Here is a 26,344-nt window from a genome sequence, read left to right as displayed (position 1 = left end):
GTAAGGGGGCTGCATAGATTGGCCTGGAGGCGAAGACGGGTGAAGTAGGCTAGATGTATGAGTCAGCATTACCACGCGGATCAGGTTTCCTCACAAGGCGGCGAGGGAGAGCATGATCGACCGCTGTCCGTTTCGGCCCGGCTGGGGCGACTTCAGTTCCATTACTCGGGCAAGTTCAGACTTCTGCAGCTGGCCGACGTCCAGGAGGGCCCCAAGGTCTCTCCGGACACAATCAGGCTGATAGGCGCGGCTTGCGATGCGGCAAAGCCCGATCTGGTGGTCTTCTCGGGCAACCAGGTGGCCGGTTACGACACGGCATACGAGCGCACCTTCCGTAAGAGACGTTGGAGCACCCCTCTGGACGGCATCTATTCGGCTGGTCTGAGCATGGGCGGCGCACTGGGACTTGGGGGAGCCTCCCTGAAACGATCCTCCAAGCCCCGGGAGGATCAAGCAGACGCGGACCGTCGGGAACCGGACCGCAGGGATGCCGAGCGTGTACGTCAGCAGAACATCAAGCACACCGAGGATCTGGTCCGCAGAACCGTCGGCCTGATCACCGGCCCGCTGGTTGAACGTGGGATTCCCTTCGTCGTCACATATGGCAACCACGACTTCCAGTGCGGCCTGGACACCGATCAGATGGACGCCATCTATCGGGAGGTGCCTGGCTGTCTGAATCCGGAGGCTACGGTCGCCCATCCTGATAGGGTCCATGCGCTGATCGGGTCGGCCCTGCCCTCCCAGACGGCCTTCGTCTGCGCCCCGGGTACCTTCGCCCTGCCTGTGGCGGATTGCGACGGAAACGGGGTGGTCATGGGACTGGTCCTGCTGGACTCTGGCGACTATGCCCGAGCAGGCGGCTATGGCTCACCTTCGGCCCAGGCTCTGGATTTCCTGGCGGCCGCTCCTGACCTTCTGGGCAACCGGTCCATAGTCTTTCAGCACATGCCCATCCCCCAGTTCTATGATCTGCTCAAGCCGGTGCCGGCCACCACAGCCTATGCGGTCCAGGGCTACCGAAGCTTCGACTCCCGTTGCTATATCCTGGACGAGTCGCGCACCTGCCCGGGCTCCTACCTGGGCGAAGGCGTCTCCTGTCCTGACGAGGACAGCGGCGAGTATGACCTGCTGATCCGGAACCGGGGCTACTTCGCCCTCTTCGCCGGGCATGACCATCGCAATGGCTTCGTCGGACGCAGCGGGGATCTGACGCTGGGGGCCACGCCCACATGTGGATTCGGTTCCTACGGTCCGGTGCCCAGCAAGCGGGCGGCCCGGCTCTTCGAGTTCGACATCCGCCATCCCCATCATCCTCGCACCCAGCTCCTGGAGTTCGGGCAATTGGTGGGGCGGCCAGGATCCCACAAGGTCTACACCTTCGCCATGAGCCATGTACCCACCTCCACCGGAGATGCGGTCAACCTCTTGCGTCGGCCCGGGGTCTTGGCAGGCGGCCTGACGGCCCTGGCCGGGTTGATCGCCTCCTGGGGTTCCTCCCGGCGGCGATCAGGGCCAAGGGGTTAGGAATTCCCGCTCAGGCCCTACGACGGGCGGGAGATGAGGCTCGCAGCAGGGCTTCGGTCAGATATTTGCCGGCGGCCATGACCAGGGGGGCGTAGCGCCTTCCCGGCGTGGTCGACATGCGGTTGACCGGCCCGGAGATGGATATGGCGGCCATGACCTGTCCGGATCCGTTGCGGATGGGGGCCGAGATGGAGCAGACGCCTTCTTCCCGCTCGTTGATGGATTCGGCCCAGCCGCGCTTGCGGACCGTGGCCAGGGTCGCTGCGTTGAACTTGGCGTGTCGCAGACCTTGATGGAGGCGCTCAGGTTCCTCCCAGGCCAGTAGAATCTGTGCTGCCGACCCGGCCTCCATGGACAGCAGGGCGCCTACGGGGATGGAGTCGCGCAGGCCCGATGCGCGTTCCACTGCGGCGATGCAGACACGGACTTCGCCCTGACGGCGGAAAATCTGGGCCGACTCGCCCGAACGGTTGAGCAGTGTGTGCAGGATGGGCCCCGAGGCGGTCAGCAGTCGATCCTCGCCGGCGGCGGCAGCCAGCTCGGCGAAGCGGGAGCCCAGGACGAAGCGGCCATGCGCGTCCCGCAGCACGAAGCGGTGGCGCTCCAAGGCGATGGCCAACCGGTGGGCTGTGGGTCGAGCCAATCCGGTGGCGTTGACCAGCTGGCCCAGGGTCATGGGTCCGGTCTCCAGGGTGTCCAGAATTCGCACCGTCTTGTCCAGAACGCCGACGCCCGAATGAATCTCCTCCTGATGCATGTTCCGATCGTTTACAGAGGGGTATCTGTCGTCGTCGTTCATAGAAGGTGTGTCCATGGTTGAATTATGCCATCTCAGTATATGAAATGCAAAAGTTCATAACGGTTGGGCAGTTCCATACTCGGTGGTAAGAGGCCGGCGGGGTGCCGATGAGATTGGTGCCCTGGCCGGTCGTAGGCTTTCAGGAGGCGATATGGGACGCACAATGGCGGAAAAGGTCTGGACCGATCATTTGGTCAGAAAGGGCCAAGGCGGCGAGCCCGATCTGATCTACATCGATCTGCAGCTCATGCACGAGGTGACCAGTCCACAGGCTTTCGAGGGTCTGCGCCTGGCAGGCCGGAAGATCCGTCACGTGGACCAGGTCATCGCCACCGAGGATCACAACACCCCCACCATCGACATCGATCGGCCCATCGCCGACAAGGTTTCGGCCCTGCAGATCTCCACCCTGGAGCGCAACTGCCGTGAGTTCGGCGTCCGTCTGCTTCCATTGGGGAATGCCGACCAGGGCATCGTGCATGCGTTTGCACCCGTCCTGGGGCTGACCCAGCCCGGCATGACCATCGTCTGCGGCGATTCGCATACCTCGACCCACGGGGCCTTCGGGGCCCTGGCTTTCGGCATCGGCACCTCCGAGGTGGAGCATGTCCTGGCCACTCAGACTCTGAGCCTGAAGCCTTTCAAGACCATGGCCATCACCGTCCGCGGGCAGCTCAAGCCGGGCGTAGGCGCCAAGGACGTCATCCTGGCTGTCATCGCCAAAATCGGCACGGGCGGCGGCCAAGGGCACGTTCTGGAGTACCGGGGCGAGGCCATTCGGCGGATGTCCATGGACGCACGCATGACCATCTGCAACATGTCCATCGAGGCAGGGGCCAGGGCCGGGATGATTGCGCCCGACGAGACCACCTTCGCCTACCTGGAGGGCCGGCCGCACGCCCCCAAGGGGGCCATGTGGGATCAGGCCCTGGACTACTGGCGAACTTTGCCCACCGATCCGGATGCGGTCTTCGACAAGGAGGTCATTCTGGATGCCGACCAGCTGACCCCCTACGTGACCTGGGGCACCAATCCCGGACAGGGCCTGCCCATAGCTGCTGATGTGCCTGTGCCCGAAAAGATCGCCGATCCGGCCAAGCGCCAGGCAGCCCAGGAGGCCATCGACTATATGGGCCTGAAGCCGGGGATGCCCATCCGCGACATCGCCGTGGACACCGTGTTCATCGGCTCCTGCACCAATGGGCGCATCGAGGATCTGCGCGCGGCAGCGGCCATCATGAAGGGGCATCACAAGGCCAAGAACCTGCATCGCGTCCTGGTGGTTCCGGCTTCTTCGCGCGTTCGCATTCAGGCCGAAAAGGAGGGGCTGGACCGCATCTTCGAGGACTTCGGAGCCGAATGGCGCAACGCCGGCTGCTCCATGTGCCTGGGAATGAATCCTGACCAGCTGGTGCCGGGAGAGCGTTCCATCTCCACATCCAACCGCAACTTCCAGGGTCGTCAAGGCAAGGGCGGCAGGACGCATCTGGCCTCGCCCGAGGTGGCTGCTGCGACGGCCATCAAGGGAACCATTTGCTCCCCGGCCGATCTGTAAGCCCATCAATTATTCGTCATCATCATCGCCATCCAGCAGGCAGGAGGTCATCATGGAGCCACTTTCCGTTGTAACCGGGGTCGGGGTGCCCTTGCGCCGCTCCAACGTCGACACTGACCAAATCATCCCCGCCGTATTCCTGAAGCGGGTGAAGAAGACAGGCTTCGAGGATGCGCTCTTCTACGCCTGGCGAAGGGATCCGAATTTCGTACTCAACCGGCCCGAATATTCGGGTGCCCGCATCCTGGTGGCCGGGCCGGACTTCGGCATCGGCTCCTCGCGGGAGCATGCGGTCTGGGCTCTGCGGGACTATGGCTTCCGCGTGGTCATCGCCCCCCGATTTGCCGACATCTTCTATGGGAATACCGCCAAGAACGGGGTTCTGGCCGCCATCATGCCCCAGGAATCAGTGGAGTTGCTCTGGAAGATCCTGGAGGAGGACCCCGGCACCGAGATGACCGTGGACCTGGGCGCTCGCACGGTCACCTGCGCGGATGTGACCCTGCCCTTCCAGGTGGACGACTATGTGCGATGGCGGCTCATGAACGGGTACGACGACATCGATCTGACCCTGCAGCACGAGGATGACATCCGTGCCTATGAGCGCATAAGGGCCGAGCGCTTCCCCTTCAAGCCGCGTACCCTGCCGGCCCGGCATATGCCGGAAGAGCCGGTCACTTCAGCCAGGGAGGGTCAAATCGACTGGCCTGGGCCCCTGGCTGACCGCGGCATCATCTGACCGACGGGCCGTGCGCCCTGATATGAAAGTCATTCGCCCCTTCTTCGCCTACCATGGAATGTGACAGTCATTGGTCGACTGTGACCGGTTGGCAAGCTAAGAGGGGCGATTATCATGAGGCACAGCAGCGGCGATGTGCACAACTGGGGCGTTAGACAGGCAGTGAATGCCCTCAGTGCTTTTGCTTTCATCTATGTGGCCATCGAGACCCTGGCGGGTCTTTTGGGAAGCAAGGTGGTTCTGCCTGCTCTTTTCCCGCATGCTTCCAAGGAGCAATACAACGGTCCTTTAGGTGACTGGACAGTGGTTGTCTCCGTGGTGCTGGCCCTGATGTTTGCCTTGATCAGTCAATGGCCGGTCATCGTCGGCCATGAACGGCATGGCCAGGACCAGGTGCGTTGGGTCACTGCGCGCCGATTCAGCCTGCTGGCGTTGATCATCGCCCTGGCCTGCTTCTTCCTCAGTCAGCTGGTGGCCGGTGCTGCCAACTCTGGACTGAGCGCCATTCTGTCCGGTACTGGTCTGCATCCGCCGACCGCATCCGACGACGGCGGCATGGAAACGCCGATCATGCTCTTCTATGCCATTCTTTTGGGGCCCTTTGCCGAGGAGCTCGTCTTCCGAGGGGTCATCATGAATGGCTTGCGCCGCTTTGGCCGAGTCTTCGCCATCATTACCTCTTCTTTGCTTTTCGGCTTCATGCATGGCTCCTTGGTCCAGGGTCTGTTCGGTTTCATTTCCGGCCTGGTTCTGGGCTATCTGGCCATGGAGTACGGGCTGGTCTGGTCCCTGCTGGTGCACATGCTCAACAATGCCTTCTCTTCGGGTCTGCTGGCCAAGTACATGCCCCTGGCACCCGAGGTGGTTCGCATCGGCCTGGGTCTGCTCATGATCCTGGTGCTGCTGACCGGAGTCGTCGGACTGCTGTTCAAGCTAAGGACTCTTCGTGATTACTGCCGAAGCAATCGCGCTCCCAAGGGGATATACGCTTCCTGGAGGGCGCCTTGGTTCCTGCTCTTCTGCCTGGCATGCCTGCTGATGGCCCTGAGCGAATTCGTACCGGGGCTGTCCTGAGCAGACGGTCGATGGCACTGGCCCATTGTCGGGATTCTGTCGAGGGAAGGGCGGGGTCGGGCTAGACTCGGACATGTAGTGTTGATATGAACGTGGGGAAAGGTTCGTGTCGCTGGACGCCCTTGGCGGTCGTACGGTAGTGCATGAAGGGGAAGGATCATCGACGGATGAGGGATGATGAGGATCGCGACAGCGGCAGTGAGTCTGCCGATGCCCAAAGCGATCAGGGGCGCTTGAAGGTGTCTCGCTCCTCTATTGCCCTCATGACTGCAAGCCACAGTGCCAGCAAGGACTACGCACGCCACTGGGACTATGAGGAAGGGTCCATCAGCCTGCCACCCTTGAGCCTGCCGGGGGAGGCCGTGGATGATGGCTTGGCCTACCCGGGGCGGATAGCCCATAGGAAGACTGCTCTTCTGGGTGATGACGGAGCTGGTGGCAAAGGGCACAAGGGTGCCATGCCAGTCGGTGAACGACCCTCGGTGCTTCCCGGGTCCTATGATTTTTTGAACTCGGTCACCATGGCCAGTCAACCGGAGGTTCCCACATTTCCCCCGGAAGACCTGCCGGTTGACGGGCAGAGCGGAAAGGATTCCGGCCAAGAGCCATCCCCGCGGCGTGTGGTGGTACGCCGAGAGCTGGAGGCTTCCAAGGCCACCGGGACGGTCTCAGGGACCTCGGCACAGCAGGAGCAGCCTGCAGTCAAGGTCGTTTGGTCCTGGACCAAGCCCGAGACGAACAAAGGCCCGGTCTTCTCTTGGAATATGCCCAAGCGTCGTAAGCCGTCCACAAGCATCCGTGCAGGCAAACCTGCAGCTTCCGCATCGTCTGCCAATGCTGTCGATTCCGCTGTCCGGGCACCTTCCAAGGTTGAGCAGGAGTCATCAAAAGCTTCCGCTCCCGTTCCTTCCGCAGTCAAAACAGCCGAACCCAAGTCGGTGACTACAGCCGAGGCGCCCTCGGCCTCCGGCTCTCAGGCTTCGATGTCTGCGAAACCGAGTCCCGAGGTCTCTGCGCCTGCGACCCCTGTGGTATTCGCCGACCGGCCAGTCGTTGTCCGTCGTTCGGATGCGGACTGGAATTCCCTGGTCACCGGTTCCTCGGCTCCAGGACAGAGCGATGCCGCTGCACAATCCGTGGCCAGCGAGGCCGAACATCAGGGGCGTCGTGTCTGTTCGACTCCACGGGTAGTTGCCCAGCCCGCTGCAGTCGCCAGTGACGGCACCGGTGGTCGGGTCGTTTCCTCAAAGGCTATCGGGGGACAGGGGCCGGCGCTCGCGCAGAAGAATCATGCCGGTCAGCCTGCCGCCTCTGAATCTTCCGAGGCTGTGAACGCAGCTCCGGGGAAGCAGTCGGTCGTCCAGTTTGTGTCTTCGCCGACATCCGTGTCCTCTCCGGGCGCTTCTGTGGCTCTCGCCGCCAAGGCTGCCGAGGCTGCTGCAGCTGCTGTGGCTGCCAAGGCCGGGTCCGCCGAGGCCGAGGCGGCAAGGACGGACGCAGCCAAGCCGTCCGGCTCTTCGCATGGTCTTCATCTCGGTCTTTCCACCAGAGGCCATGAAAGGAGTGGGGGAGCCCGTCGATCGTCCAAGTGGCGGTCTGCCCGTAAGCGCACCCGTCCTTCAATCGGGTCGGCAGCCCCCAGGGTCGTTTCCAATGCTTCGGCAGAACCCGTCGTAGGAGCAGGCCGACCGGCGTCGGCCGATTCGCAGCCGATCGTTGTTCCGAGTGAACTCAACGCTGCCACGCCAGCTGCTGCAGTTGCGGGCAAACCCGCTGCCAAAAAGTCCGCCACCTACACAGCCAGTTCGGGGGTTCTTCACGCCGTCAACGGCCAGGCCGCCTTCGCCTTCGTCTACCTGGCCATATCCGTTCTGGTGCTCATGGTCGGTTCGGGGATGATCCTGCCTGTCATCATGGAGCAGGTCAAGGACCCCAGATCCATCGCCTTCCTATCCGATGGTATTACCCTCCTGTCGGTCCTGCTGGCGCTGACTTATGCCTGCATTTCAGAGTGGAGCGTTATTCGAGGCGAGGATCAGCGAGGACAGGACGCCGTTCATTGGCGCACAGACAGAAGAATGACGGTGGCGGCTCTGCTGGCCCTTGTGGCGGTGCTCCTGCTGGGCCAGGGGATGGTCCATGAACTGAACAAGTTCCTCAACCACTTCTGCCTGCTTCTGCACATCCCCTCCCTGGCCTCGCGCAGCCTGCTGGTCACAGGTGCTTCCTCGCCGATGATGGCCCTGTACGCCCTCCTGGCGGTTCCCCTGGCTGAGGAGCTGGTGTTCCGTGGCATCATCCTCAACGGACTGCGTCGGTTTGGCCGAGTTTTTGCCATCCTGACCGCATCCCTGCTCTGCGCCCTGCTCCAGTGTGATCCGGTCTCTGGGCTTTGGATCTTCCTGCTGGGGCTGGCATTGGGATACTGCTCCCTGGAGTATGGTCTGATCTGGGCCATCGGAGCCCGTGTGGTCGGCGATCTGCTCTTCACCGGCTTGCCCAACCGCTATCTGATGAACGCTCCGCGAACCGCCCGTCTGTCGGTTTTGGCAGTGGCTCTGGTCTTGGTTCTGGCTGGGTTGCTCATGTTCTTCCTGCACCGCGCCAGCCTCTTGGATTACCGGCGGCGCTATCGAGCGCCTAAGGGAACCTATGTGTCCTGGAGGCAGCCCTGGTTCCTGCTCTATCTGCTGCTCTGCCTGCTGCTGGCAATCTTCAAGTTCGTGCCCGGCCTGCTCTAGAGCATGACGTATGGGTGCTGCCGGTGGTGGCGTAGACTTGGACCAGCTGGAGGTCAATGCCGGATGGCTAAACCTGCAGAGGATCGTGAAAGGGCATGGTGAGATGGGGCAGACAGCGACGGCGGCCGACGCGTCAGGGACTGGGCAGACTCAGAAGCCCAGACGAGGCACGGCGGATCGCGCATGGATGAGTGCGGCCAGGGGCATGCTCAACCGTCAGGCCGCCCTGCTGCTGGTCTACCTGCTTATCATCAACAGCGTCGGCCTTCTGTTCGGTGTCCTGGCTCAGATGGAGTGGAATGCCGTGTTCGATCCGGTGCCTGCCCACTCGGGATTTATATATGTGATGAGCCATGCCGACAAGGAGTATGGGGGCATCATCAATCTGATTGCCGCCTGCACAGGCCTCTGCTTCCTGGTTTTCACACGACGCCGGCAGATCTGCGACTCCGGTCCCTCGGGCATTTTCCACACTGATCTGCATCCCATGACATGGCAGGTTCTGCTGGGATGCTTTGCACTGACGCTGACCGGGCAGACCCTGGCCGACTGGTATCAGTCGGGCATGGACTGGACCGCAGCGCGGTTGGGAGTGCAGCAGTCCTGGACCACGACCGAGCAGATTCAGCAGGCCTCGGGTACCATTCCCATGTTTATATACGTCAGCCTGCTGGCCCCGGTCATCGAGGAGCTGGTCTTCAGAGGTGCCATCCTGCACGCGCTGAAGCCCTACGGCCACGTCTTCGCCATCGTCACCTCTGCGGTCATGTTCGGCTTCTTCCATGGCGACCTTGGCCAGGGGTTCTTCGCTTTCATCATGGGTCTGCTCCTGGGCTATCTGGCCTGCGAATACTCCATCTTCTGGTCAATAGCCCTGCACGTGTTCAACAACCTGGTCGTCAGCGACGGGTTGGAAGTCCTTCTCGGGTTCATGAGCGACAACATGTCCTCCTACATAAATGTGCTCATGATGCTGGCAGGCATGATGGCGGCCGTTCTGGTGCTTTACCTGGGCCGTCATCGGATTGCCGCTTTTCTGCATGAAAACCGCACCTACACGAACGTCTATGGCGCCTGGGCCTGCCCATTTTTCATCATGCTGCTGTTGATCATGGGCTTCACGATGCTGACCCCCTTTGTTTCAGCCGGCGCCTGACCGGTATCTGACAGGGTGGACGCTCTATGCCTGAGGCGACAATTCACGGTGTCCCCACACCCCCTGTGGCAGACTTGCAAATAAGGGCCGATGATGCGCCAAAGCCCGGCTCTGAGCGGATACGAGAAAGAAGCCGATAAATGCCCAAGGTGAATACACAGAATGATGTGCTGCATGTGGTGGGCGGCAGGCCCCTGCATGGCACCATACAGGTCCGCGGTGCCAAGAACTTCGTCAGCAAGGCCATGGTCGCCGCCCTTTTGGCTCCGGGTGTCTCAGTACTCAAGAATGTGCCTGTAATCCGCGATGTCCAGGTGGTCTCAGATTTGCTGAGGCTTCACGGTGTCAAGGTGGACGTCCGTCCGCAGGAGGGCGTGGTCACCATCGATGCCAGCCATGTGGAGCTGGCTGATGTAGCCGATGTGGATACACTGTCGGGTTCTTCCCGCATACCCATCCTCTTCTCCGGACCGCTCCTGCATCGGATGGGAGAGGCGTTCATCCCCGTTCTGGGTGGCTGCCGCATCGGCAGCAGGCCCATTGACTTCCATCTGGAGACCCTGCGCAAGCTGGGGGCCAATGTCGACAAGGAGCATGAGGCCGGCATCCATATCACAGCGCCAGACGGCCTGCATGGAGCCAAGATCCACCTGCCCTACCCCTCGGTGGGCGCGACGGAACAGACTCTGTTGGCGGCAGTCCTGGCCGAGGGGCGTACCGAGCTGTCAGGAGCGGCTACCGAGCCCGAGATTATGGACCTGGTGGCGGTTCTGCAGAAGATGGGCGCACAGATTTCCGTGGACGTGGACAGGACAATCCGCATTGAGGGGGTGCCCTCCCTGAAGGGCTTCACCCATACCTCCCTGCCCGACCGAATCGAAGCCGCCTCCTGGGCCTCCGCTGCCCTGGCCACCCATGGCGACATCATGGTCAAGGGCGCCCACCAGCCCGACATGATGACCTACCTGAATGTCTTCCGCAAGATCGGCGGCCAGTTCGATGTGCGCGACGACGGCATCCGCTTCTGGCATCCGGGTGGCGACCTGCGGCCCGTGGCCATCGAGACCGACGTGCACCCCGGGTTCATGACCGACTGGCAGCAGCCCCTGGTGGTGGCCCTCACCCAGGCCAAGGGTCTTTCCATCGTTCACGAGACCGTCTACGAGAATCGCTTCGGCTTCACCAAGCCGCTGATTCAGATGGGCGCTACCATTCAGCTCTATAAGGAGTGCCTGGGGTCCCTTCCTTGCCGCTTCCAGCAGCGCAACTTCAACCACTCGGCGGTCATCTTCGGGCCCACCCCGCTGACCGGCCAGGACATCGATGTGCCCGACCTGCGTGGCGGCTTCAGCCACCTGATCGCCGCACTGACGGCCTCCGGCCCCTCCACCGTCCACGGCATCTCCCTGATCGACCGCGGTTACGAGGACTTCCGCGACAAGCTGCTGGCCCTGGACGCGCAGATCGACTGATCCGGCAGACATAGATGGCTTCCAAAGGCAAACCCTCCCCCCGGTCTGCGGTGCCTGCCCTGTCCGACCAGCAGGTGGCCCTGCTGGCCCAACGGCACAGGTTGGTGGATCCAACCCGCTACTATCCCACTGGACATCGCACACCGGCACTGGACGAGATAGACGGCCAGCACCCCGTGGGGACCACCCGCCTATTGCGCGGGGTCTCCCAGGTGGTGCGTGACTCCTGCCGGGTCTATGCCTGGGGGTTGGAGCGGGTTCCGGAGACCGGGCCCTTTATCACCGCAGCCACCCATGTGACCCAGTTCGACGTTTTCATTCCCATGATGACCCTCTTCCACCTGGGTCGTCGTCCCCGCTATATGGCCAAGGCCGAGATGGCCCATTGGCCCCTTATCGGCAGCTGGTTTCGCATGGTGGGCATGCAGCCGGTGGAGCGCAAGTCCGGCAAGGCCAGGTCGATCGAGGAGGAGTCGATCAGCATCATCACCTCGGGCAGGCCGCTGACCATCTGGCCCGAGGGGACCGTGACCCGTGACCCCCTGAAGTGGCCCATGTCGCTCAAGCCCGGGGTCGGATTCATCGCCTTGGAGGCTTCGCGGCAGTTGGGTCGCATGGTCCCTCTTTATCCCAGCATCACCTGGGGGGCGGCTTCGATCAATCACAAGTGGCCCTGGCCTCGGAAGAACGTGGTTATGTGCTATGACCGGCTCCTTGACTATTCCGACCTTCTGGAAGACGTGGGTCAGTGGGGTGCTGAACCTCCCAAACAGTCCGTGCATCTCCTCTGCGTCCGCCTGCGCAACAGGATGGAGGAGGTCATGGCCGAGATCCGTGGCGAGGAACCTCCGGCGGCTGGATACTTCGATTACGTGACCATGACCCGTCGGCCCAGAAGCGAGCAATAAGGCTGGAACCCACCTCCAATTCCCACTGTCCGGCGGCGGTGTCATAGGATGGTAGAGACAAGAATGAGGCTGCTGGTCGGCGTTCCCGTGCGCACGGCATTATGCAAAGGAGAATGATGACGAAGATCGCGGTATTGGGAGCAGGCGCATGGGGAACCGCTTTTGCCCAGGTACTGGCTGACGCAGGCAATCAGGTGGTCATGTGGGACATCGATCCGAATGTCGTAGAGGAAATCAACAGTCAACATTCGAATACTCACCGCCTGCCGACCGTGGAGAGGCTGCCCGACGCTATCATCGCCGAGGGTGACCGGGACAAGGCCGTCTCGGGGGCAGAGATCGTGGTCGTTGCCATAGCCGCTCAGCACGCCTGTGAGGCCTTGACGCAATTCAAGGGTCTGCTGGGTCATGATGCCATCGCAGTTTCCCTGATGAAGGGGATTGAACGGGGCACCGACAGGCGGATGGATCAGGTGGTCTGCCAGACGCTTGATCTGGACCCTGTCAGATTTGCGGCCGTTTCCGGCCCCAATCTGAGCAAGGAGGTGGCTGCCCGCGAACCGAGCGCCACTGTGGTCGCCAGCGCGGATGCCGATACCGCCATGAGAGTAGCCCGTGCTTGTACGACCGACTATTTCAAGGCCTTCGTCTCGGACGATGTGGTCGGCCTGGAAATGTGCGGGTCGCTGAAGAACGTTACTGCACTGGCTGTCGGGATGTCACGGGGGGCTGGATTCGGGGAGAACACGGCCGCCATGATCCAGGCCAGGGGGCTGGCTGAGCTCACTGCCTTGGGGGAGGCCTGCGGGGCCAAGTCCAAGACTTTCGCCGGCCTTGCCGGGGTTGGCGATCTGGTCGCCACCTGTGGGTCGTCCCTGAGCAGGAACTATACTTTTGGATTCAATCTGGGCCAGGGCAAAAGCATCGAGGAAGCCACTCGTGTCAGCAAGGGTGTCGCCGAGGGCGTACCCACCACCGATGCTGTCGTCGCCCTGGGCAGGCGCTACCAGGTGGCGACCCCGCTGGCTACGGCCATGAGCCATGTCTTGGATCAGGGACTGAGCTGCCGGGGCATGATCGATGAGCTGTTCGGCGGGCAGATCACTACAGAATGAGTCTGACGACCATCAGAATGGTGTCCATCAGAAAATCCTGAGGGTTATAGAGGGTGTACGAAGGCTGTGAAGCGTGCGCTATCAACCTTTTGATCGGCGATGAATGTTTTCCGGATCAGGATGTGCGCCTGGCTTGTCTGACTGCTGTATCGGCCCTGTTATGCCTGTTCGTGCCAAGCTTGTGGATGAGCGACTGTGTCCGGGCCTTGCCGCCTGGCAAGGGGATATTCTGCTGTCTTGAATGATGTATCTGCCCGGGCAGGTGCATGAGGTTGAAAATCATGTCCAGGATGAGGAAAGCCGAGGAATGATGGTCAGGAAACGTGTTGTGGTGCTCTATGGCGGGCGTGCCGACGAACATTCCATATCCTGCGTGTCGGCGGCCGGTGTGCTCAATGCCATCGATACCGACCGATATGAGCCCATCCCCATTGGCATCACCAAGGATGGCCGATGGACCATCGGCGGCCAGGATCCCAGGCAGTGGGGTCTGGGCGATGCCAGTCTGCCAACCGTGCAGATAACCGAAGGCAGCCGTCCGATCATCCTCGACATGGCTCGTGGCAGGGAAGGGTTTCTGATCGGTGACCATGCCGACCTGGTCTCTGGATCCGAGCCTTCCAGGTCCGTCGGGTCCTTGGAGCCTTTGGGGCATGTGGACGCGGTTTTCCCGGTGCTCCACGGCCCTTACGGTGAGGACGGTACCCTGCAGGGCCTGCTTGAAATGATGGGTCTGCCCTATGTAGGATGCGGGGTCTTCGCCTCTGCCGCATGCATGGACAAGCACTACACCAAGATTCTGCTCAGTCAGGCCGGTATACCTGTGGCTCCCGGCATCACCATTGACTCCCGTGAACAGCGATCCGGAGCAGACCTGTTGGCCGCTGTGGAGAAGGCGGAGCTGCATTACCCGCTCTTCATCAAGCCCTCCCGCGCAGGATCCAGCTTTGGTGTGGTCAAGGTGGAAGAGCCTCACGCCGAAGCCCTGGCTGCTGCGGTCGTCGAGGCTGCAAAGCATGACTGGCGGGTCCTGATAGAGAAGGGCATTGAAGGGCGGGAGATTGAGTGCGCCGTGCTCGCCTCAAGCAAGGGCAGAAAACCCCGTACTGCCTGGCCTGGCGAGGTGGTGCTGGACAAGGATGATCAGGACGAGGCCTTCTACGATTTCGACAGCAAATACGTGGACTCCTCCGCCTCCCATGTGGAGGTTCCCGCGGACCTGCCGGCGGAGACTCTTCAGAAGGTTCGCGACCTGGCCGCCAAGGCCTTCAGAACCGTGGACGGTGCCGGTCTGAGCCGTGTCGACTGCTTTGTGACGCCCGAGGGCAGGGTCATCGTCAACGAGATCAACACCATGCCTGGCTTTACGCCTATCTCCATGTATGCCAAGGCCTGGGAAGCCACAGGGATCACATATACCGATCTGATCACCGATCTGATTGAGGGTGTATCGGCCTGACTGTGGCAGTGAGTGCTTCCTATAATAGAAGCGTTCGCTCTTGTACTCGCTGGTAAGGCAAGGTTCCCTATGGATGCTGGTCCCGTTAAGCTGCTGAGTCTGATTGCCGATAAGGGCAAGCGTTTTATCGTTCCTGTGTATCAGCGCCCTTATTCTTGGGATGAGGAACAATGCGAGCAGCTTTGGAACGATGTGCTTCACATCGGGCATTTACAAGAAGGCGCCCATTTCATGGGTTCAGTGGTATGGGTTCAAGAGGGCACCATGGGCGCCGATGGGGTGACACCGGCTCTCATTATCGACGGTCAGCAGAGAATCACAACCGTAAATCTTCTCTTAGCAGCACTTGCTGACTATGCAGATAGCCACCCAAACCAGGCCGATCAGTTGCAGTTTTCCTGCAATGAACTCACAGATGAATATCTGATTGATTCCTGTCGAGAAGGCGAAGGGCATTATCGTTTATGCCTCTCGGAGGGTGATCATGACCAATACGAGTCTGTCATTCACCATTTGGAGGATCCTAGGGCCCCGATTACAAGTGAGTCCCATAGAATCATCGATAACTTCCAATGGTTCAGCCATCAATTGAAGGAGATGAAGGATCCGAACAGCGTGTGGGCTGGGCTCAGGCGCTTGGAGGTAGTGTCGATCTCCCTGACGCAGGGTCAGGATGATCCACAGGCCATCTTTGAGTCCATGAACTCAACCGGTAAGGACCTTTCGACTGCAGATCTGGTTCGTAATTATGTGCTTATGCGGCAGCCCCTGGAGATGCAGGGAAAGTTGTATGAAGATCATTGGAGAACAATTGAAATAAAGCTTGGCGTGGATGTCTATAATGACGTTTTTGATGATTTTCTTTATGATTGGCTTGCCATCATCAACGCCCCCAGACCAGTGCCTACACGAGACGTATACCGGTTCTTTAAAGACTACGTGACCAACAATGGCTACGATAACCATGGTCAAATAGTCGGGCTTCTTGATCAGATGAGCAAGTTTGCCGGGTATTATTCGCGCATCACTTCGAGCTCGGGGGATGATCCTGAAATAGATCGATTGTTTGATCGCATTCGTGCTCTGAATATGTCTGTCATCAACCCCTTGCTCATGACCCTTTTGGATGATTACCAGGAGGGGGATGACCTCTTCAGTCGGAGTGATTTTGTATCCATGCTGAAGCTGTTGGAGAGTTATCTCTTCCGCCGCATTGCCTGCCAGATGTCCAACAACGGGCTGAACCGGTTCTCGCTTTCGGTCATAGCACGTCTCAGACAGATAAAGGAAGATGGGTCACCCGGCTATCGGCAGGCTTTTGAGGCAGCCTTGCTGGGCGGGGCTGGAACAAGCCATCGGATGCCTGATGACAATGAATTTCGTCAGACCCTTCTTTCGCGCGACTTCTATCCCTTTCCGCGTTGTAATTACATGTTGACGACACTGGAGAATGCGTACCATCCTAAGAACCCTATTGACTTCTCCTCCAGGAATTACACCATTGAGCATATTCTGCCCCAGAATGCGCTCGCTCATGAGCAGTGGCGGCAAATGTTGGGTGCTGATTGCGAACGGGTTTTTGCGGAGCATGTCAACAAGCTGGGTAATTTAACTCTGACCGCTTATAACTCGGAACTTTCGGATGGGCTGTTTAAGCAGAAGAGGGATCGAATTGTCGGTGGGTATCAGGATGAATATCTGTCTATTTCACGTGAGTTGCGTGGTGCGGAGACATGGAACGCTGAGTCCATCGAGGCCAGGACGTGTCGACTGGCTGACAAGGCTTTGGAAGTCTGGTCTATGCCGAAGATCGATCGTGCGACTATTGACAAGTACAAAGCTGATAAGCAGGCGAAGATTCCGACAAAGACGGTTTCTTTGCACATGTTGGGTGCCAGTGGCCTGCTGAAGCCTGGCGATCGACTGGAGAGTCTTTCCCGCAAGTATGAGGCCAGTGCCCTCATTACTGGAGAGATGATGATTAGGGTCTCGGATGGACGTGAATTTGAGAGTCCCTCGTCAGCGGCTTCGCATGTTCTCAAATTGGCTGGGGCGAGCAGCAGCTCAATCAATGGCTGGACGTTTTGGGGACATGGGGGCGTCAGCCTTGACGATTTTCGTTCTCGTTACCAGGTTTCACAAGGTGATATGGAGTCTTTGGACCGCTCGAAGGTGAGGGCCATGTTCTGGGATGGGTTCGTTGACTTCTGTAAGGCCAGGAATGACTTCATGGCCGCTTTCGGCTCGGCCTTTACCAGAGCGGACCATACGAGGTACCTGCTGAGTTTTGGCTCGCCCGTGTCCGGATGCAATCTGGCAGGCCTCATCGGCATCAGGGACGGGTACGCCACCGTTGAATTCCTCTTTCATGATCCTGCGCAATATGCGGACTTCCTTGAGCAAAAGTCTCAGGTCGAGAGCGACCTGTCAAGCCAGGAGGGTGATTTGGAATGGGATGATAAGGATGCAGACAAGAAGTCACGCCACCTGACTCTGACGAGGCATACTGATTACAAGCAAGACCAATGGGATGATATCTATCGTTGGCTGGCTGACGCTTTGCTCAAGATGAAAAGCGTCAGCCAGTACGTCCGCTAGTCATTCAAGACGAAAACCTACAGCAATCAGTTGGCTTGGTCTACGCCTTTCACCGATGGGAGCTCGGCCTCCTGAACCAGGTATTCCTGGCCGGCCAGAGCGCGGGTGGCGGCATCCTGCATATCGGCGGCGATGACACCCTGCTTGGCGAACATGACCACCTGGCCCTTGATGCCATAAGGGGTGAAGCCCTGGAGCTGGACAATGGGCGGGTTGGATGGCATGGCCATGCCCTTGGTTGCCTGGGCCACCACCTGTGCAATGGAATGGGAGGACCTGGCTATATCGGCATCCCCTCGCAGAGTGAAGGGAACCGTGGTGGCGGCCTCGCCGGCCTCGGTGATTTTCTCGAGCGCCGTGGTATTGAGGATGGAGTTGGGGATCAGCAGCTGGTTGCCGGTCCTGTCGATGACAATGGTATGGCGCCAGGTCACATCGCGGACGGTTCCGGTGGTGCCCTGGATGGTGATGATGTCACCGGGCTGGACCACCTTGCTGACCATCAGTCCGAAGCCGCCGACGATATTGGCGATTGTGTCCTTCAATCCGAATGAGAGCGCCAAGCCGCTGACGCCCAGGGCAGCGACCACAGTGGATGGGTTGATTCCGAAGACGGGTTGCAGGACTGTGGCAGCAGCGAAGATCCAGATCAGGGCGCGAACGATGTTGACGAAGATGGAGGCACTGGGCAGGTTTGTCCGTTCCAAGGCACGTCGCATGGCCGCCGCTACAATCTTGGAGATCAAGGCAGCGCAGACAGCCACGACAATTAGTAGGATGATTTTTCCGAAATTCTGACGGAACCAGAAGATGACGGCATCGCTGAAGCTGGAGATGGCCTGTTCGGACCTTCCCATGGGATCCTTATTCGTAGCGATGCTTGTGCTGGCAAAATCGACGGTCAGATTCATGAGGCCTTGTCCTCCGGCTCGTTTCCATCGCTGTCCGTTAGCGGCTTGTCCATCCACATGTGCGGGCATCCCTCGTCCTGGTCGTGAATGCCAATGTCCCTATATCCTAAGGATCTATAGAAGCCTGCCACCCGTTCCTGGGCGTGGAGTGTGAGCCGGTCAGCCCCCTGGTTTCGAGCGGTTTCCTCAGCCTTGCCTACCAAATTGGCGCCCAGATGCTGACCGCGGTAGGGCTTCAGAACCGCCAACCGGCCAAGGGTCCATGTCTTGTCACGGTCGGGAAAGATTCGGCACACACCGGCGGGTTCATCCCCGTCATAGGCCACGATATGGAGGCTGGCATCGTCGGTTTGGTCGAATTCGTTGTGGAAGCCCTGCTCCTCTACGAATACGGCCGTACGAATGGCCCTGGCATCATCGGGGATGGTCTCGCTCACCTCATACCGCATGTTTCCTCCTCGCCATGGTCCTCAGCTGCCTCCAATTTACCAAGCTTGACCCTGGGCGTGAACGTATGTCCGCAACAGAATGACGACTGGTATGTGCGGCTGTCCGCTGTCTGACCCAGACGATTACATGGGTGGGGAATCTGCAAGCAGTGCAGACTTGCTGCAGTGACATTGAAGTGACGCGGGAATGATTGGATGGCCATGGACAAGGACTCAAAACTGACAGGTGCGGCTGGCGGAGCCAGTAAAGGGGCTTGGGGCTCACAGAGGGAGCGGATGCTTGCTGGCGAGCTCTATGATGCCTCGGATTCCGAACTGGGCCAGCTGAGGGTCAAGGCCCACGAACTTTGCCGTCTGTTCAACGCATCTTCCGAGCAGGAGCGGGACCTGCGTAGCCGGCTCCTGGACGAGCTGGTGCCCGAACATGGTCAGGATGTGGACTTTATGGGGCCTATCTATTTCGACTATGGATGCTTCACCAAGCTTGGCTCGCGCATCTTCGCCAATTTCAACTTCACTGTCCTGGATACCTGCCCTGTACGGATCGGCGACGATGTAATGATCGGCCCCAACGTCACCCTGGCCACCCCCCTGCATCCCTTGCGGTGGCAGGAGCGGAATCTAAGGCGCCATGAGGATGGTTCCCTCTACGACTACGAGTTGGGCGCTCCGATCACCATCGGCTCCAATTGCTGGCTGGCGTCAAACGTGACTGTGGCCGGGGGAGTGACGATCGGCGATGGAGCGGTCATCGGGGCTGGATCCGTGGTCACCCATGACATCGCGCCTGACTCCCTGGCCGTGGGCGTGCCCTGCCGGGCAATTCGGACCATCACCGAGGCTGATCGGATGGAACTGCCAGGGGAGGGCTGAAGGCCTCCTGGTCTGGAACAGCATCCATGCTGGCCAGCTGCTGGGCTATGGTCTGCGGGTCTCCGCCCGGGCATGCTGCCTGAATGCGCCCGTCCTGGAGGAAGATGACGCGGTGGGCCCGGGCGGCGACATTGGGGTCGTGGGTCACCATGAGGATGGTCTGCCCGCTTCGGACGGCCAGGTCGAAGAGGTCCATGACATCCCGAGAGCTATGGGTATCCAAGGCGCCTGTGGGCTCGTCGGCCATGATGATCTCCGGGCTGGCAGCCAGGGACCTGGCGATGGCCACGCGCTGCTGCTGGCCACCACTCATGTCGGCCGGATAGGCATTGGTATACCCCTCCAAGCCGACGTTCGACAGGGCGGACAGGGCCGCTTGGGCGGAGATTTTCCTGCCGCCGAAGAGGCTGGACAGCATGGTGTTTTGCAGGCAGGTGAAGGCGTTGACCAGGTTGTAGTCCTGGAAGACGAAGCCGATATGGTCGCGCCGGAGTCTGGTCAGCTCCCTTTCTTTCATTCGCGTCAGGTCCTCACCGGCGATGGCCACACTGCCCTGCCTGACTTGGAGCAGTCCAGCGGCGCAATAGAGAAGGGTCGATTTGCCGGCGCCTGAAGGACCCATGATTGCCGTCCAGGTCCCCGCCTGACATTCCAGGCTGATTTCGTCCAGCACTCGGGCGCCCTGCTTCTGCCGCGTTCCGTAGTCGTAGGAGATCTTGTCCAGAATGAGTGGGGTCTGTGCGTATGGATCCTTAGCCATCCGATGCTGCATCGTTGCCTTCCTTTCGTTCGTTTCCCGCCTGGCCTCTACCTCTATAAGACCATGGCGAGAGCTCCGCTCAGGGTGTTTTCAGGGTTGAATCGGGGACGGTTCAGGGTGGAAACCACACAATTCGCCTTTGCTTCTGAAAGATATGTATCGTGAACGTAGAGGGGTCGTATCTCTTGCCGGAAGGGGGATTGATGGGCGGGTCGTCATCAGGATGACAGGGATTCAGTGATTGCTTATTTCCTTGGAATTGCAAGGATGCAACCGTTGGTTGACGGAAAATATCGGTGTCTTTGCCGGGTGCAACCCAAAGCTGGTGGCGGTCGGAGCCCTGCACGCTTCATCATGGTCTCATTGCTGGTTGAATCGGCATTCTGTCGATCGGGAGAAAGAACATTATGAGTTTTAGAACCAACGTGCAGTATCTGCGTTCGCAGCGGAACATGACTCAGGAGCAGCTGGCCATGCTGGTGGGGGTGTCCCGTCAGGCGGTGTCCAAGTGGGAGTCGGACAAGGCATATCCTGAGATGGACAAGCTCCTGGGCATCTGTGACCTCTTCGGCTGCACCCTTGATGATTTGGTCCTGGGCGATGTGCGGCATCCAGGTTCCGGGCAACGTGCGTCCAGGCCGGACCATCAGGAAACCACCCAGGCGACTTCGACAACACATGCGACTATGCAGCCTGTCCAATCTGGTATGGAAGACGTGACCGGCTACGCCTCCTTCAGCAATGTCTACAGTCTGCGCATGGCTTTCGGCATCGCCCTCATCATGCTGGGACTGGCTTTCGGTGGTCTCTTCGCCGGAGCCAACCAGCCGACCGACACGCAGAATGGTCTGGCCTTCCTTGCTCTGATGATCGGCATCGTCCTGGGTCTGGCCTGTCTCATACCGGCGGTTTCCGCAAGGAAGGACTTTCGCCGCAGGCATCCCTATGTGGCGGATTTCTATACCGATGAGGAGCGCTCGCGAGTTTATCGGCAGACTACCTGGGAGCTGGTCTGCGGTCTGGCTGTCGTGCTTCTGGATGTGGGGATCAACTCTGCCGGATACCTGATCTGGGACTGGTCCGATCAAGTCAGAGGGTTTGTCTTCTTCCTTCTTCTGGCTCTCGGGGTCTTTCTGCTGGTCCACGCGGGAACCAGCCATAGGATGATGAACCTCCGTGCCTACAACAGGCAGGTTGATTCCGCCGATGATGGTCGCTGGGATACCTATCGTTACGAGCACCGGATAAGCAATGCCATCAGCGGAACCATCATGGGCCTTTGCACGCTGGTGGCCCTGACCATGCTCTTCTCCGGCAATTATGACAATCTCTTCGGTTGGCGCATTCCATTCTGGGCCATCTGGATCATCGGCGGGGTATTCTGCGGAGTACTTCAGTCTCTGATCGGCATCTTCCGCAAGCCTCCCCGTGCCTGAGACCGTTAATTTGCCTTACTTAGCGGAATGTAGTAATCTAACAAAGTTGTGTGTTCATCCGTAGCCTTGCGTTGCGGGCAAGAACACCTGAGACGACTTGGAAAACAACGTAAAGGAAGTCATCATGGCAGCTCGTTGCGCGGTGTGCGGCAAGGGCCCGCAGACCGGTTACAGTGTTTCTCATTCGCATATCCGGAACAAGCGCATCTTCCGCCCCAACCTGCAGTCGGTGCACACCACTGTTGACGGTCAGAACGTGCGTCTGCGCGTCTGCGTCAAGTGCCTCAAGGCAGGTAAGGTGCAGCGCGTCGCCGCCTGAGTGCGGTTCGTCGGTCGTATTGGGACCCCCGGGGGCAAAGCTCCGGGGGTTCTTGTCATCCTGAGGGATGATGGTCGGCGCTTGCGGGAGGTGATCGGGTATGTCGGCAGTGGCTCGTGTTGGTCTGCACAGCACCGTGGCCTCGCTGGTGGCCAATAGACGTCGGGTGAGCGCTCTCAAGGCTCTGGGCGTGGTCACGGTCGGGGATGCGCTGACCTACTATCCTTTCCGCATCACCGACCCAATGCAGGTCACCACTATTGCCGGCATCCGGCTTGGCGAGCCCTGCGCCTTCGCCGCCCGGGTGGACCAGGTACGTCTGGTGCCACTGAGCGGGCACCGGGGTTTTCGGCTGGATGTGATGGTGGACGATGCGGCCTTCGTCACCGGTCGGGGTGGCACTCCGCTGTCGGTCAGGCTGGTCTTCTTCTCTCACAAGAAGCCCTATATGGACTGGATGATCCGTCGGCTGCAAGTAGGGGCGGATCTGGTCGTAGCCGGTGAGCCCGGTGTCTACATGGACCAGCTCCAGTTCACCCATCCTGAGACCCTGGTTGTTGCCGATGCCAATCAGGAAATTGCTGTGGACGCTTCCCGGCCCGATGCGGCCAGCCTTGACGAGGCACTGGAGCGTGTCCGTCGGCCGCGGCCGGTCTATCACGCCAGCTCCCGCATCTCCTCGGACCATATTCACGACATCATTCTGGGTTTTCTGCGTCTGCTGGCACAGGCCGATGATGCATCTGGACCCATATCCCCAGCCGGCGCCGCCGATGAGGAGCAGGCCAGTGCCGAGGTTCGCATCAATCCGGAAGCGCTGGGCCGGGCCATACCTGATGTGTTGCCCGAGCAGGTCCGTGTCGACCAAGGGCTGATGCATCGTGCCCGTGCCCTCTTGGGCATGCATGCCCCTGAGAGCCCTGACGACTTCGCTGCGGCCCGTAAGACCCTGCGCTACGAGGAGGCCTTCGTCTCGCAGACGGCCCTTCTGCAGACCCGTCGCCAGACTCAAGAGCAGCCCACTTATCCATGTTCGGATTCGGGCGCTGATCGTCCAGGCACCCTGCCCGCCCGTTTCATCGACTCCCTGCCATTCCAACTGACCGATGGCCAGCGTCAGGTCATCAACGATATAGGCGCCGACATGGCCAAGGATCAGCCCATGCAACGGCTTCTGCAGGGCGAGGTCGGCTCCGGCAAAACCGTGGTGGCACTGGCGGCCATGCTTCAAGCGGTCCAGGCTGGTCATCAGGCTGTCTTGGTGGCTCCTACCCAAGTGTTGGCCGAGCAGCACTATGCCTCTATCGGCGGCATGCTCAAGGCCATGGGCACCGATGTAACCACCACTGCCGTAGAAGGCCACCATAAGCCTGTGGACAACGTCACCATGATCCGTATGACGGATCAGCTGGTCCTGCCTCTGGTGCTGCTGACCGGAGGTATGAGACTGACCCAGCGCCGCTCTGCCCTGGCTGTCTCGGCCTCCGGACGTCCCTGCATTGTCATCGCCACCCATGCGGCCTTCTCCAAGACTTTCCAGGCTCCCAATCTGGCTCTTACCGTCATAGACGAGCAGCATCGTTTCGGGGTTGAGCAGCGCGAGGAGCTACGTCGCAAATCCGAGCGGGTTCCCCACCTGCTGATCATGACCGCTACGCCCATCCCGCGTACAGCCGCCATGACCTGGTTCGGCGATCTAGACATCTCCGCCCTGACCGAGCTGCCCAGCAACCGCAAGCCGGTCCGCACGCACGTCATCGCCGAGTCTGAAGGAGCGACCATGGGTGCCATGTTCTTGCACCTGCGTCGACGGATTGAGGCTGGGGAGCGGGCCTATGTCATCTGCGCCCGCATCGACGATGAGGACGATCCCTCGGCCGCGTCCGACCATCCTGACCAATCTGGCGAAGTCGATTCCCAGCCTCAGCTGTTGGTCGATGAGGACCAGGGGAGTAGCCAGCGTCCGCCTCTGCACTCGGTAGCTGAAATGAGCCAGCGCCTGGCGGCCCTGCCGCAGTTCCAGGGCATTGCCATGGCCACGCTGACTGGTCGGGATGACGACACCACCAAGAATGCTGTCATGGCGGATTTTGCCTCGGGCCGCACGCCCCTACTTGTAGCCACCACTGTGGTGGAGGTGGGGGTGGACGTGCCCCAAGCCTCCTGCATTGTCATCTTCGATGCCGATCGGTTCGGACTCTCCCAGCTTCATCAGCTGCGTGGCAGGGTGGGACGCGGAGGCACAGACTCCTGGGCCTTCCTGATCTCGCGTGCCCCTGCGGATTCCCCGGCTGCCGAGCGGCTTGATGTCATTCGCGACACCACTGACGGGGCCAAAATCGCTGAGGAGGACATTCGCATCAGGGGAGCTGGCGACGTGCTGGGTGATGCCCAGTCCGGCGGGCATTCCTCCCTGAAGCTTTTGCGGGTGGTTACCGATGCGCCCATGATTGCCCGTGCTCGAACCCAGGCCGGCCAACTCTTGGAGTCCGACCCTACCCTGGCCGGTCAGCCCGAGCTGGCTGGCGCCGTTCTGGACTTCATGAGGGGCAACGAAGGTTTCCTGGTCTCCAGCTGAAAGGATAACGGACCATATGCACATCATCGCCGGCCGCTTCAAGGGATTCCCCATTCCTGCAGCCCTCAAGGGCACCCGGCCCACCACCGATCGGACCAAGGAAGCCATCTTCTCCCACCTGGAGTCCGAAGGCCTGCTGCCCGGTGCACGAGTTCTTGATTTATTCGCCGGTACCGGGGCTTTGGGATTCGAAGCCCTATCCCGCGGGGCCCAGAGCCTGGTGGCTGTGGAGTCTTCCGGCCGCGTCGCTGGACTGCTGTCTCGTTCGGCTGCAGGGTTGCGCCATCATCCAGCTTGGGATCAAACCATGGATATTCGTGTCTGCAGAAATCGTGCCGAGCGCTTTGTCCGTCCCCTCTCCTCCGGTCATGAGGATGCCGCTCTGTCCGAGGCTTGCTTCGACCTGGTCTTCATGGACCCGCCCTATGATCTGTCGACTGCGGATTGCCAGAGCATTATGACCGGTCTGACTGGCCGCGGAATGGTGGACGATGGAGGCATGATCATTCTGGAGCGATCGACACGCACCCCGTCGCCCACGGCTCCTGAAGGATGGGCCATTGATCAGGCTCGCGCTTACGGGGAAACAGCAATCTACTATCTGACAGCCCGCTGATTGTCCCTGCAAATTTGGTGGCTGATCAATTTGAAGGCTGGTCCAGAGGTCTCGGATGGGTTTCCCCTGTGTCCCAGCCCAGGTCTTCCAAGAGACGGCGGTCATGCTTATCCAGGGTTGAGCAGTCCAATCGGGCAATCAGGTCGGGGCGGATCCGACTGGTTCGCCTGATGGCCTCATCGCGCCGGAACCTGTCCACCTTTCCGTGGTCACCGCTGGTCAGTATTTCGGGTACGGCCATGCCACGCCAGGCGGTGGGGCGTGTGTACTGGCGATACTCCAGCAGCGGCTCATCCCCGGTGTAGGACTCTTGCACGATGGATTCAGGATTACCCATGAAGCCGGGCAGGAGCCGGGTTATGGCCTCCAGCATGACTGAGACTGCTACCTCGCCCCCATTGAGCACGTAGTCGCCAATTGAGTATTCCCGGACATCGATCCCCTGATTCCGGTAGTAGTCGGGAATGCGTGCGTCGTAGCCCTCATAGCGGCCGCAGCCGAATACCAGCCTCTTCGCCCGTGACAGCTCTGTTGCATCGGCCTGGGTGAACAGGGGAGCGGATGGGTTGGGGAAGATCAGAACTGGTCCGGCCGCGCCGGCCTCGTGGCTGTCTGCAGATGAACCTGCCTCGGATGCTATGCTGTAGCTTTTGTTGCCGGAACTCTTCGCTGCCTCTTTTTCTTCTTCAGTATCGGTAGTGTCGGCTGTCTGGTCTGGGGTGGGTTGCTGCAGATTCGATCTGTCTGGCAAACCCAGCAGATCGTCCAGGCATTGGCCCCAGACTTCGGGTTTCATGACCATGCCGGCTCCGCCGCCTACCGGAGTGTCATCCACCGAGTGATGCACGTCATGGGTCCAATCGCGCAGGTTGTGGGCGCGTATGGTCACCAGGCCTTTCTCCTGGGCCTTGCCTAGCAGGCTGAGTCCAGTTACGTCAAAATACTCGGGGAAGACAGAGACGATATCGATTTGCATGTCACCAACTCTACCCAAGCCTGTTCGGGTCGGGATCGGGCGCGGATTGGCGCTTCTTTAAGTTCGCCTAAAGGTTGATTATGTGGCGAGCTTCATTTCCAACGAGTCTGTCAGATTGATGGCTGCTGTGCAGCAACCGTTCGAATATGGTCGGCTCAGTGGGGCTCTATATCGTCGCCTTGTATTTGTCGTCATGAGGATTCGTGACAGCGTGACGGTGAAAAGACAAAGCAAATCTGCATGTATTCCGACTTGATAGATTAATTTTATGGCAGTAATCTCA

General features: G+C 60.0%; 21 protein-coding genes. 16 read left to right on the top strand and 5 right to left on the bottom strand.

The features are described from left to right. Positions 1 to 57: 57 nt before the first annotated feature. Positions 58 to 1,527, top strand: a complete 1,470-nt coding sequence (locus GKC41_RS04845) for a serine/threonine protein phosphatase (RefSeq protein WP_154313210.1) — start codon at positions 58 to 60, stop codon at positions 1,525 to 1,527. A gap of 10 nt (positions 1,528 to 1,537) precedes the next feature. Here the strand turns inward: GKC41_RS04845 and GKC41_RS04840 are convergent, their stop codons facing one another. After that, complete coding sequence (locus GKC41_RS04840) at positions 1,538 to 2,326, bottom strand: IclR family transcriptional regulator (RefSeq protein WP_324612054.1); 789 nt, start codon at positions 2,324 to 2,326, stop codon at positions 1,538 to 1,540. 151 nt (positions 2,327 to 2,477) lie between these two features. Between GKC41_RS04840 and leuC the strand changes: the two genes are divergently transcribed. The 10 genes from leuC to GKC41_RS04790 all read left to right on the top strand — a co-directional run bounded on the left by leuC (position 2,478) and on the right by GKC41_RS04790 (position 17,143). Then, positions 2,478 to 3,881, top strand: a complete 1,404-nt coding sequence (leuC, locus tag GKC41_RS04835) for a 3-isopropylmalate dehydratase large subunit (protein ID WP_154313208.1) — start codon at positions 2,478 to 2,480, stop codon at positions 3,879 to 3,881. A 52-nt stretch (positions 3,882 to 3,933) separates the two neighbouring features. Further along, complete coding sequence (gene leuD / locus GKC41_RS04830; RefSeq protein WP_154313207.1) at positions 3,934 to 4,620, top strand: 3-isopropylmalate dehydratase small subunit; 687 nt, start codon at positions 3,934 to 3,936, stop codon at positions 4,618 to 4,620. Between the two features lie 114 nt (positions 4,621 to 4,734). After that, positions 4,735 to 5,694 carry a CPBP family intramembrane glutamic endopeptidase gene (locus tag GKC41_RS04825; protein ID WP_154313206.1) on the top strand — a complete coding sequence of 320 codons (960 nt, stop codon included), beginning with the start codon at positions 4,735 to 4,737 and terminating at the stop codon, positions 5,692 to 5,694. Between the two features lie 167 nt (positions 5,695 to 5,861). Further along, positions 5,862 to 8,435, top strand: a complete 2,574-nt coding sequence (locus tag GKC41_RS04820) for a type II CAAX prenyl endopeptidase Rce1 family protein (protein WP_195760169.1) — start codon at positions 5,862 to 5,864, stop codon at positions 8,433 to 8,435. A gap of 10 nt (positions 8,436 to 8,445) precedes the next feature. Next, the gene (locus GKC41_RS04815) at positions 8,446 to 9,591 is read left to right on the top strand and encodes a CPBP family intramembrane glutamic endopeptidase (RefSeq protein WP_154313204.1); all 1,146 of its coding nucleotides are present in this window, start codon (positions 8,446 to 8,448) and stop codon (positions 9,589 to 9,591) included. A 140-nt stretch (positions 9,592 to 9,731) separates the two neighbouring features. Next, positions 9,732 to 11,063, top strand: a complete 1,332-nt coding sequence (gene murA / locus GKC41_RS04810) for a UDP-N-acetylglucosamine 1-carboxyvinyltransferase (RefSeq protein WP_154313203.1) — start codon at positions 9,732 to 9,734, stop codon at positions 11,061 to 11,063. 14 nt (positions 11,064 to 11,077) lie between these two features. Then, the gene (locus GKC41_RS04805) at positions 11,078 to 11,971 is read left to right on the top strand and encodes a lysophospholipid acyltransferase family protein (protein WP_154313202.1); all 894 of its coding nucleotides are present in this window, start codon (positions 11,078 to 11,080) and stop codon (positions 11,969 to 11,971) included. 113 nt (positions 11,972 to 12,084) lie between these two features. Then, on the top strand, positions 12,085 to 13,086 hold the full coding sequence (locus tag GKC41_RS04800; protein ID WP_195760168.1) for an NAD(P)H-dependent glycerol-3-phosphate dehydrogenase: 1,002 nt from the start codon (positions 12,085 to 12,087) through the stop codon (positions 13,084 to 13,086). Between the two features lie 310 nt (positions 13,087 to 13,396). Continuing rightward, positions 13,397 to 14,545, top strand: coding sequence for a D-alanine--D-alanine ligase family protein (locus GKC41_RS04795; protein WP_195760167.1), 1,149 nt, complete (start codon positions 13,397 to 13,399; stop codon positions 14,543 to 14,545). Between the two features lie 69 nt (positions 14,546 to 14,614). Continuing rightward, positions 14,615 to 17,143 (top strand): DUF4268 domain-containing protein, encoded by a 2,529-nt coding sequence (locus tag GKC41_RS04790; protein WP_154313199.1) that lies wholly within the window; start codon positions 14,615 to 14,617, stop codon positions 17,141 to 17,143. Positions 17,144 to 17,169: 26 nt separating this feature from the next. Here the strand turns inward: GKC41_RS04790 and GKC41_RS04785 are convergent, their stop codons facing one another. Both GKC41_RS04785 and GKC41_RS04780 read right to left on the bottom strand, forming a co-directional pair. Then, complete coding sequence (locus GKC41_RS04785; protein WP_229281634.1) at positions 17,170 to 18,054, bottom strand: mechanosensitive ion channel family protein; 885 nt, start codon at positions 18,052 to 18,054, stop codon at positions 17,170 to 17,172. Further along, the gene (locus GKC41_RS04780) at positions 18,051 to 18,503 is read right to left on the bottom strand and encodes a GNAT family N-acetyltransferase (protein WP_154313198.1); all 453 of its coding nucleotides are present in this window, start codon (positions 18,501 to 18,503) and stop codon (positions 18,051 to 18,053) included. Before GKC41_RS04780 ends, GKC41_RS04785 begins: the two co-directional genes overlap by 4 nt. Before the next feature lie 201 nt (positions 18,504 to 18,704). On the opposite strand from GKC41_RS04780, the gene GKC41_RS04775 reads away from it, so the two are divergent. Then, the gene (locus GKC41_RS04775) at positions 18,705 to 19,376 is read left to right on the top strand and encodes a sugar O-acetyltransferase (protein ID WP_418904390.1); all 672 of its coding nucleotides are present in this window, start codon (positions 18,705 to 18,707) and stop codon (positions 19,374 to 19,376) included. Here the strand turns inward: GKC41_RS04775 and GKC41_RS04770 are convergent. Further along, positions 19,336 to 20,136: an ABC transporter ATP-binding protein gene (locus GKC41_RS04770; RefSeq protein WP_229281632.1), complete on the bottom strand. Its 801-nt coding sequence runs from the start codon at positions 20,134 to 20,136 to the stop codon at positions 19,336 to 19,338. The two genes, GKC41_RS04775 and GKC41_RS04770, sit on opposite strands and share 41 nt — an antisense overlap. Positions 20,137 to 20,543: 407 nt before the next feature. Between GKC41_RS04770 and GKC41_RS04765 the strand changes: the two genes are divergently transcribed. From GKC41_RS04765 to rsmD, 4 genes are all read left to right on the top strand, one after another. Next, a complete protein-coding gene (locus tag GKC41_RS04765) occupies positions 20,544 to 21,572 on the top strand; it encodes a helix-turn-helix transcriptional regulator (protein ID WP_154313195.1) in 1,029 nt (342 codons plus the stop codon). Positions 21,573 to 21,696: 124 nt separating this feature from the next. Beyond that, positions 21,697 to 21,891 carry a 50S ribosomal protein L28 gene (rpmB, locus tag GKC41_RS04760; protein WP_029677698.1) on the top strand — a complete coding sequence of 65 codons (195 nt, stop codon included), beginning with the start codon at positions 21,697 to 21,699 and terminating at the stop codon, positions 21,889 to 21,891. Between the two features lie 100 nt (positions 21,892 to 21,991). Next, positions 21,992 to 24,469: an ATP-dependent DNA helicase RecG gene (locus GKC41_RS04755; RefSeq protein ID WP_154313194.1), complete on the top strand. Its 2,478-nt coding sequence runs from the start codon at positions 21,992 to 21,994 to the stop codon at positions 24,467 to 24,469. Between the two features lie 4 nt (positions 24,470 to 24,473). Next, positions 24,474 to 25,085 (top strand): 16S rRNA (guanine(966)-N(2))-methyltransferase RsmD, encoded by a 612-nt coding sequence (gene rsmD, locus GKC41_RS04750; RefSeq protein ID WP_324612053.1) that lies wholly within the window; start codon positions 24,474 to 24,476, stop codon positions 25,083 to 25,085. Between the two features lie 25 nt (positions 25,086 to 25,110). On the opposite strand, the gene trmD is transcribed toward rsmD, so the two are convergent. Then, positions 25,111 to 26,061 (bottom strand): tRNA (guanosine(37)-N1)-methyltransferase TrmD, encoded by a 951-nt coding sequence (gene trmD, locus GKC41_RS04745; protein WP_154313192.1) that lies wholly within the window; start codon positions 26,059 to 26,061, stop codon positions 25,111 to 25,113. Positions 26,062 to 26,344: the final 283 nt, after the last annotated feature.

The organism is Bifidobacterium asteroides, from assembly GCF_009683175.1.
Lineage (GTDB): Bacteria > Actinomycetota > Actinomycetes > Actinomycetales > Bifidobacteriaceae > Bombiscardovia > Bombiscardovia asteroides_H.
The sequence above is the reverse complement of the archived record's forward strand: the minus strand, read 5'-3'. Positions and strand labels throughout refer to the sequence as shown.

Bases quoted from the DNA above. Each gene is read 5' to 3' on its own strand.
- GKC41_RS04845 (WP_154313210.1), top strand. From the start codon at position 58: ATGAGTCAGCATTACCACGCGGATCAGGTTTCCTCACAAGGCGGCGAG.
- GKC41_RS04840 (WP_324612054.1), bottom strand. From the start codon at position 2,326: ATGAACGACGACGACAGATACCCCTCTGTAAACGATCGGAACATGCAT.
- leuC (WP_154313208.1), top strand. From the start codon at position 2,478: ATGGGACGCACAATGGCGGAAAAGGTCTGGACCGATCATTTGGTCAGA.
- leuD (WP_154313207.1), top strand. From the start codon at position 3,934: ATGGAGCCACTTTCCGTTGTAACCGGGGTCGGGGTGCCCTTGCGCCGC.
- GKC41_RS04825 (WP_154313206.1), top strand. From the start codon at position 4,735: ATGAGGCACAGCAGCGGCGATGTGCACAACTGGGGCGTTAGACAGGCA.
- GKC41_RS04820 (WP_195760169.1), top strand. From the start codon at position 5,862: ATGAGGGATGATGAGGATCGCGACAGCGGCAGTGAGTCTGCCGATGCC.
- GKC41_RS04815 (WP_154313204.1), top strand. From the start codon at position 8,446: ATGGGTGCTGCCGGTGGTGGCGTAGACTTGGACCAGCTGGAGGTCAAT.
- murA (WP_154313203.1), top strand. From the start codon at position 9,732: ATGCCCAAGGTGAATACACAGAATGATGTGCTGCATGTGGTGGGCGGC.
- GKC41_RS04805 (WP_154313202.1), top strand. From the start codon at position 11,078: ATGGCTTCCAAAGGCAAACCCTCCCCCCGGTCTGCGGTGCCTGCCCTG.
- GKC41_RS04800 (WP_195760168.1), top strand. From the start codon at position 12,085: ATGATGACGAAGATCGCGGTATTGGGAGCAGGCGCATGGGGAACCGCT.
- GKC41_RS04795 (WP_195760167.1), top strand. From the start codon at position 13,397: ATGGTCAGGAAACGTGTTGTGGTGCTCTATGGCGGGCGTGCCGACGAA.
- GKC41_RS04790 (WP_154313199.1), top strand. From the start codon at position 14,615: ATGGATGCTGGTCCCGTTAAGCTGCTGAGTCTGATTGCCGATAAGGGC.
- GKC41_RS04785 (WP_229281634.1), bottom strand. From the start codon at position 18,054: ATGAATCTGACCGTCGATTTTGCCAGCACAAGCATCGCTACGAATAAG.
- GKC41_RS04780 (WP_154313198.1), bottom strand. From the start codon at position 18,503: ATGCGGTATGAGGTGAGCGAGACCATCCCCGATGATGCCAGGGCCATT.
- GKC41_RS04775 (WP_418904390.1), top strand. From the start codon at position 18,705: ATGGACAAGGACTCAAAACTGACAGGTGCGGCTGGCGGAGCCAGTAAA.
- GKC41_RS04770 (WP_229281632.1), bottom strand. From the start codon at position 20,136: ATGGCTAAGGATCCATACGCACAGACCCCACTCATTCTGGACAAGATC.
- GKC41_RS04765 (WP_154313195.1), top strand. From the start codon at position 20,544: ATGAGTTTTAGAACCAACGTGCAGTATCTGCGTTCGCAGCGGAACATG.
- rpmB (WP_029677698.1), top strand. From the start codon at position 21,697: ATGGCAGCTCGTTGCGCGGTGTGCGGCAAGGGCCCGCAGACCGGTTAC.
- GKC41_RS04755 (WP_154313194.1), top strand. From the start codon at position 21,992: ATGTCGGCAGTGGCTCGTGTTGGTCTGCACAGCACCGTGGCCTCGCTG.
- trmD (WP_154313192.1), bottom strand. From the start codon at position 26,061: ATGCAAATCGATATCGTCTCTGTCTTCCCCGAGTATTTTGACGTAACT.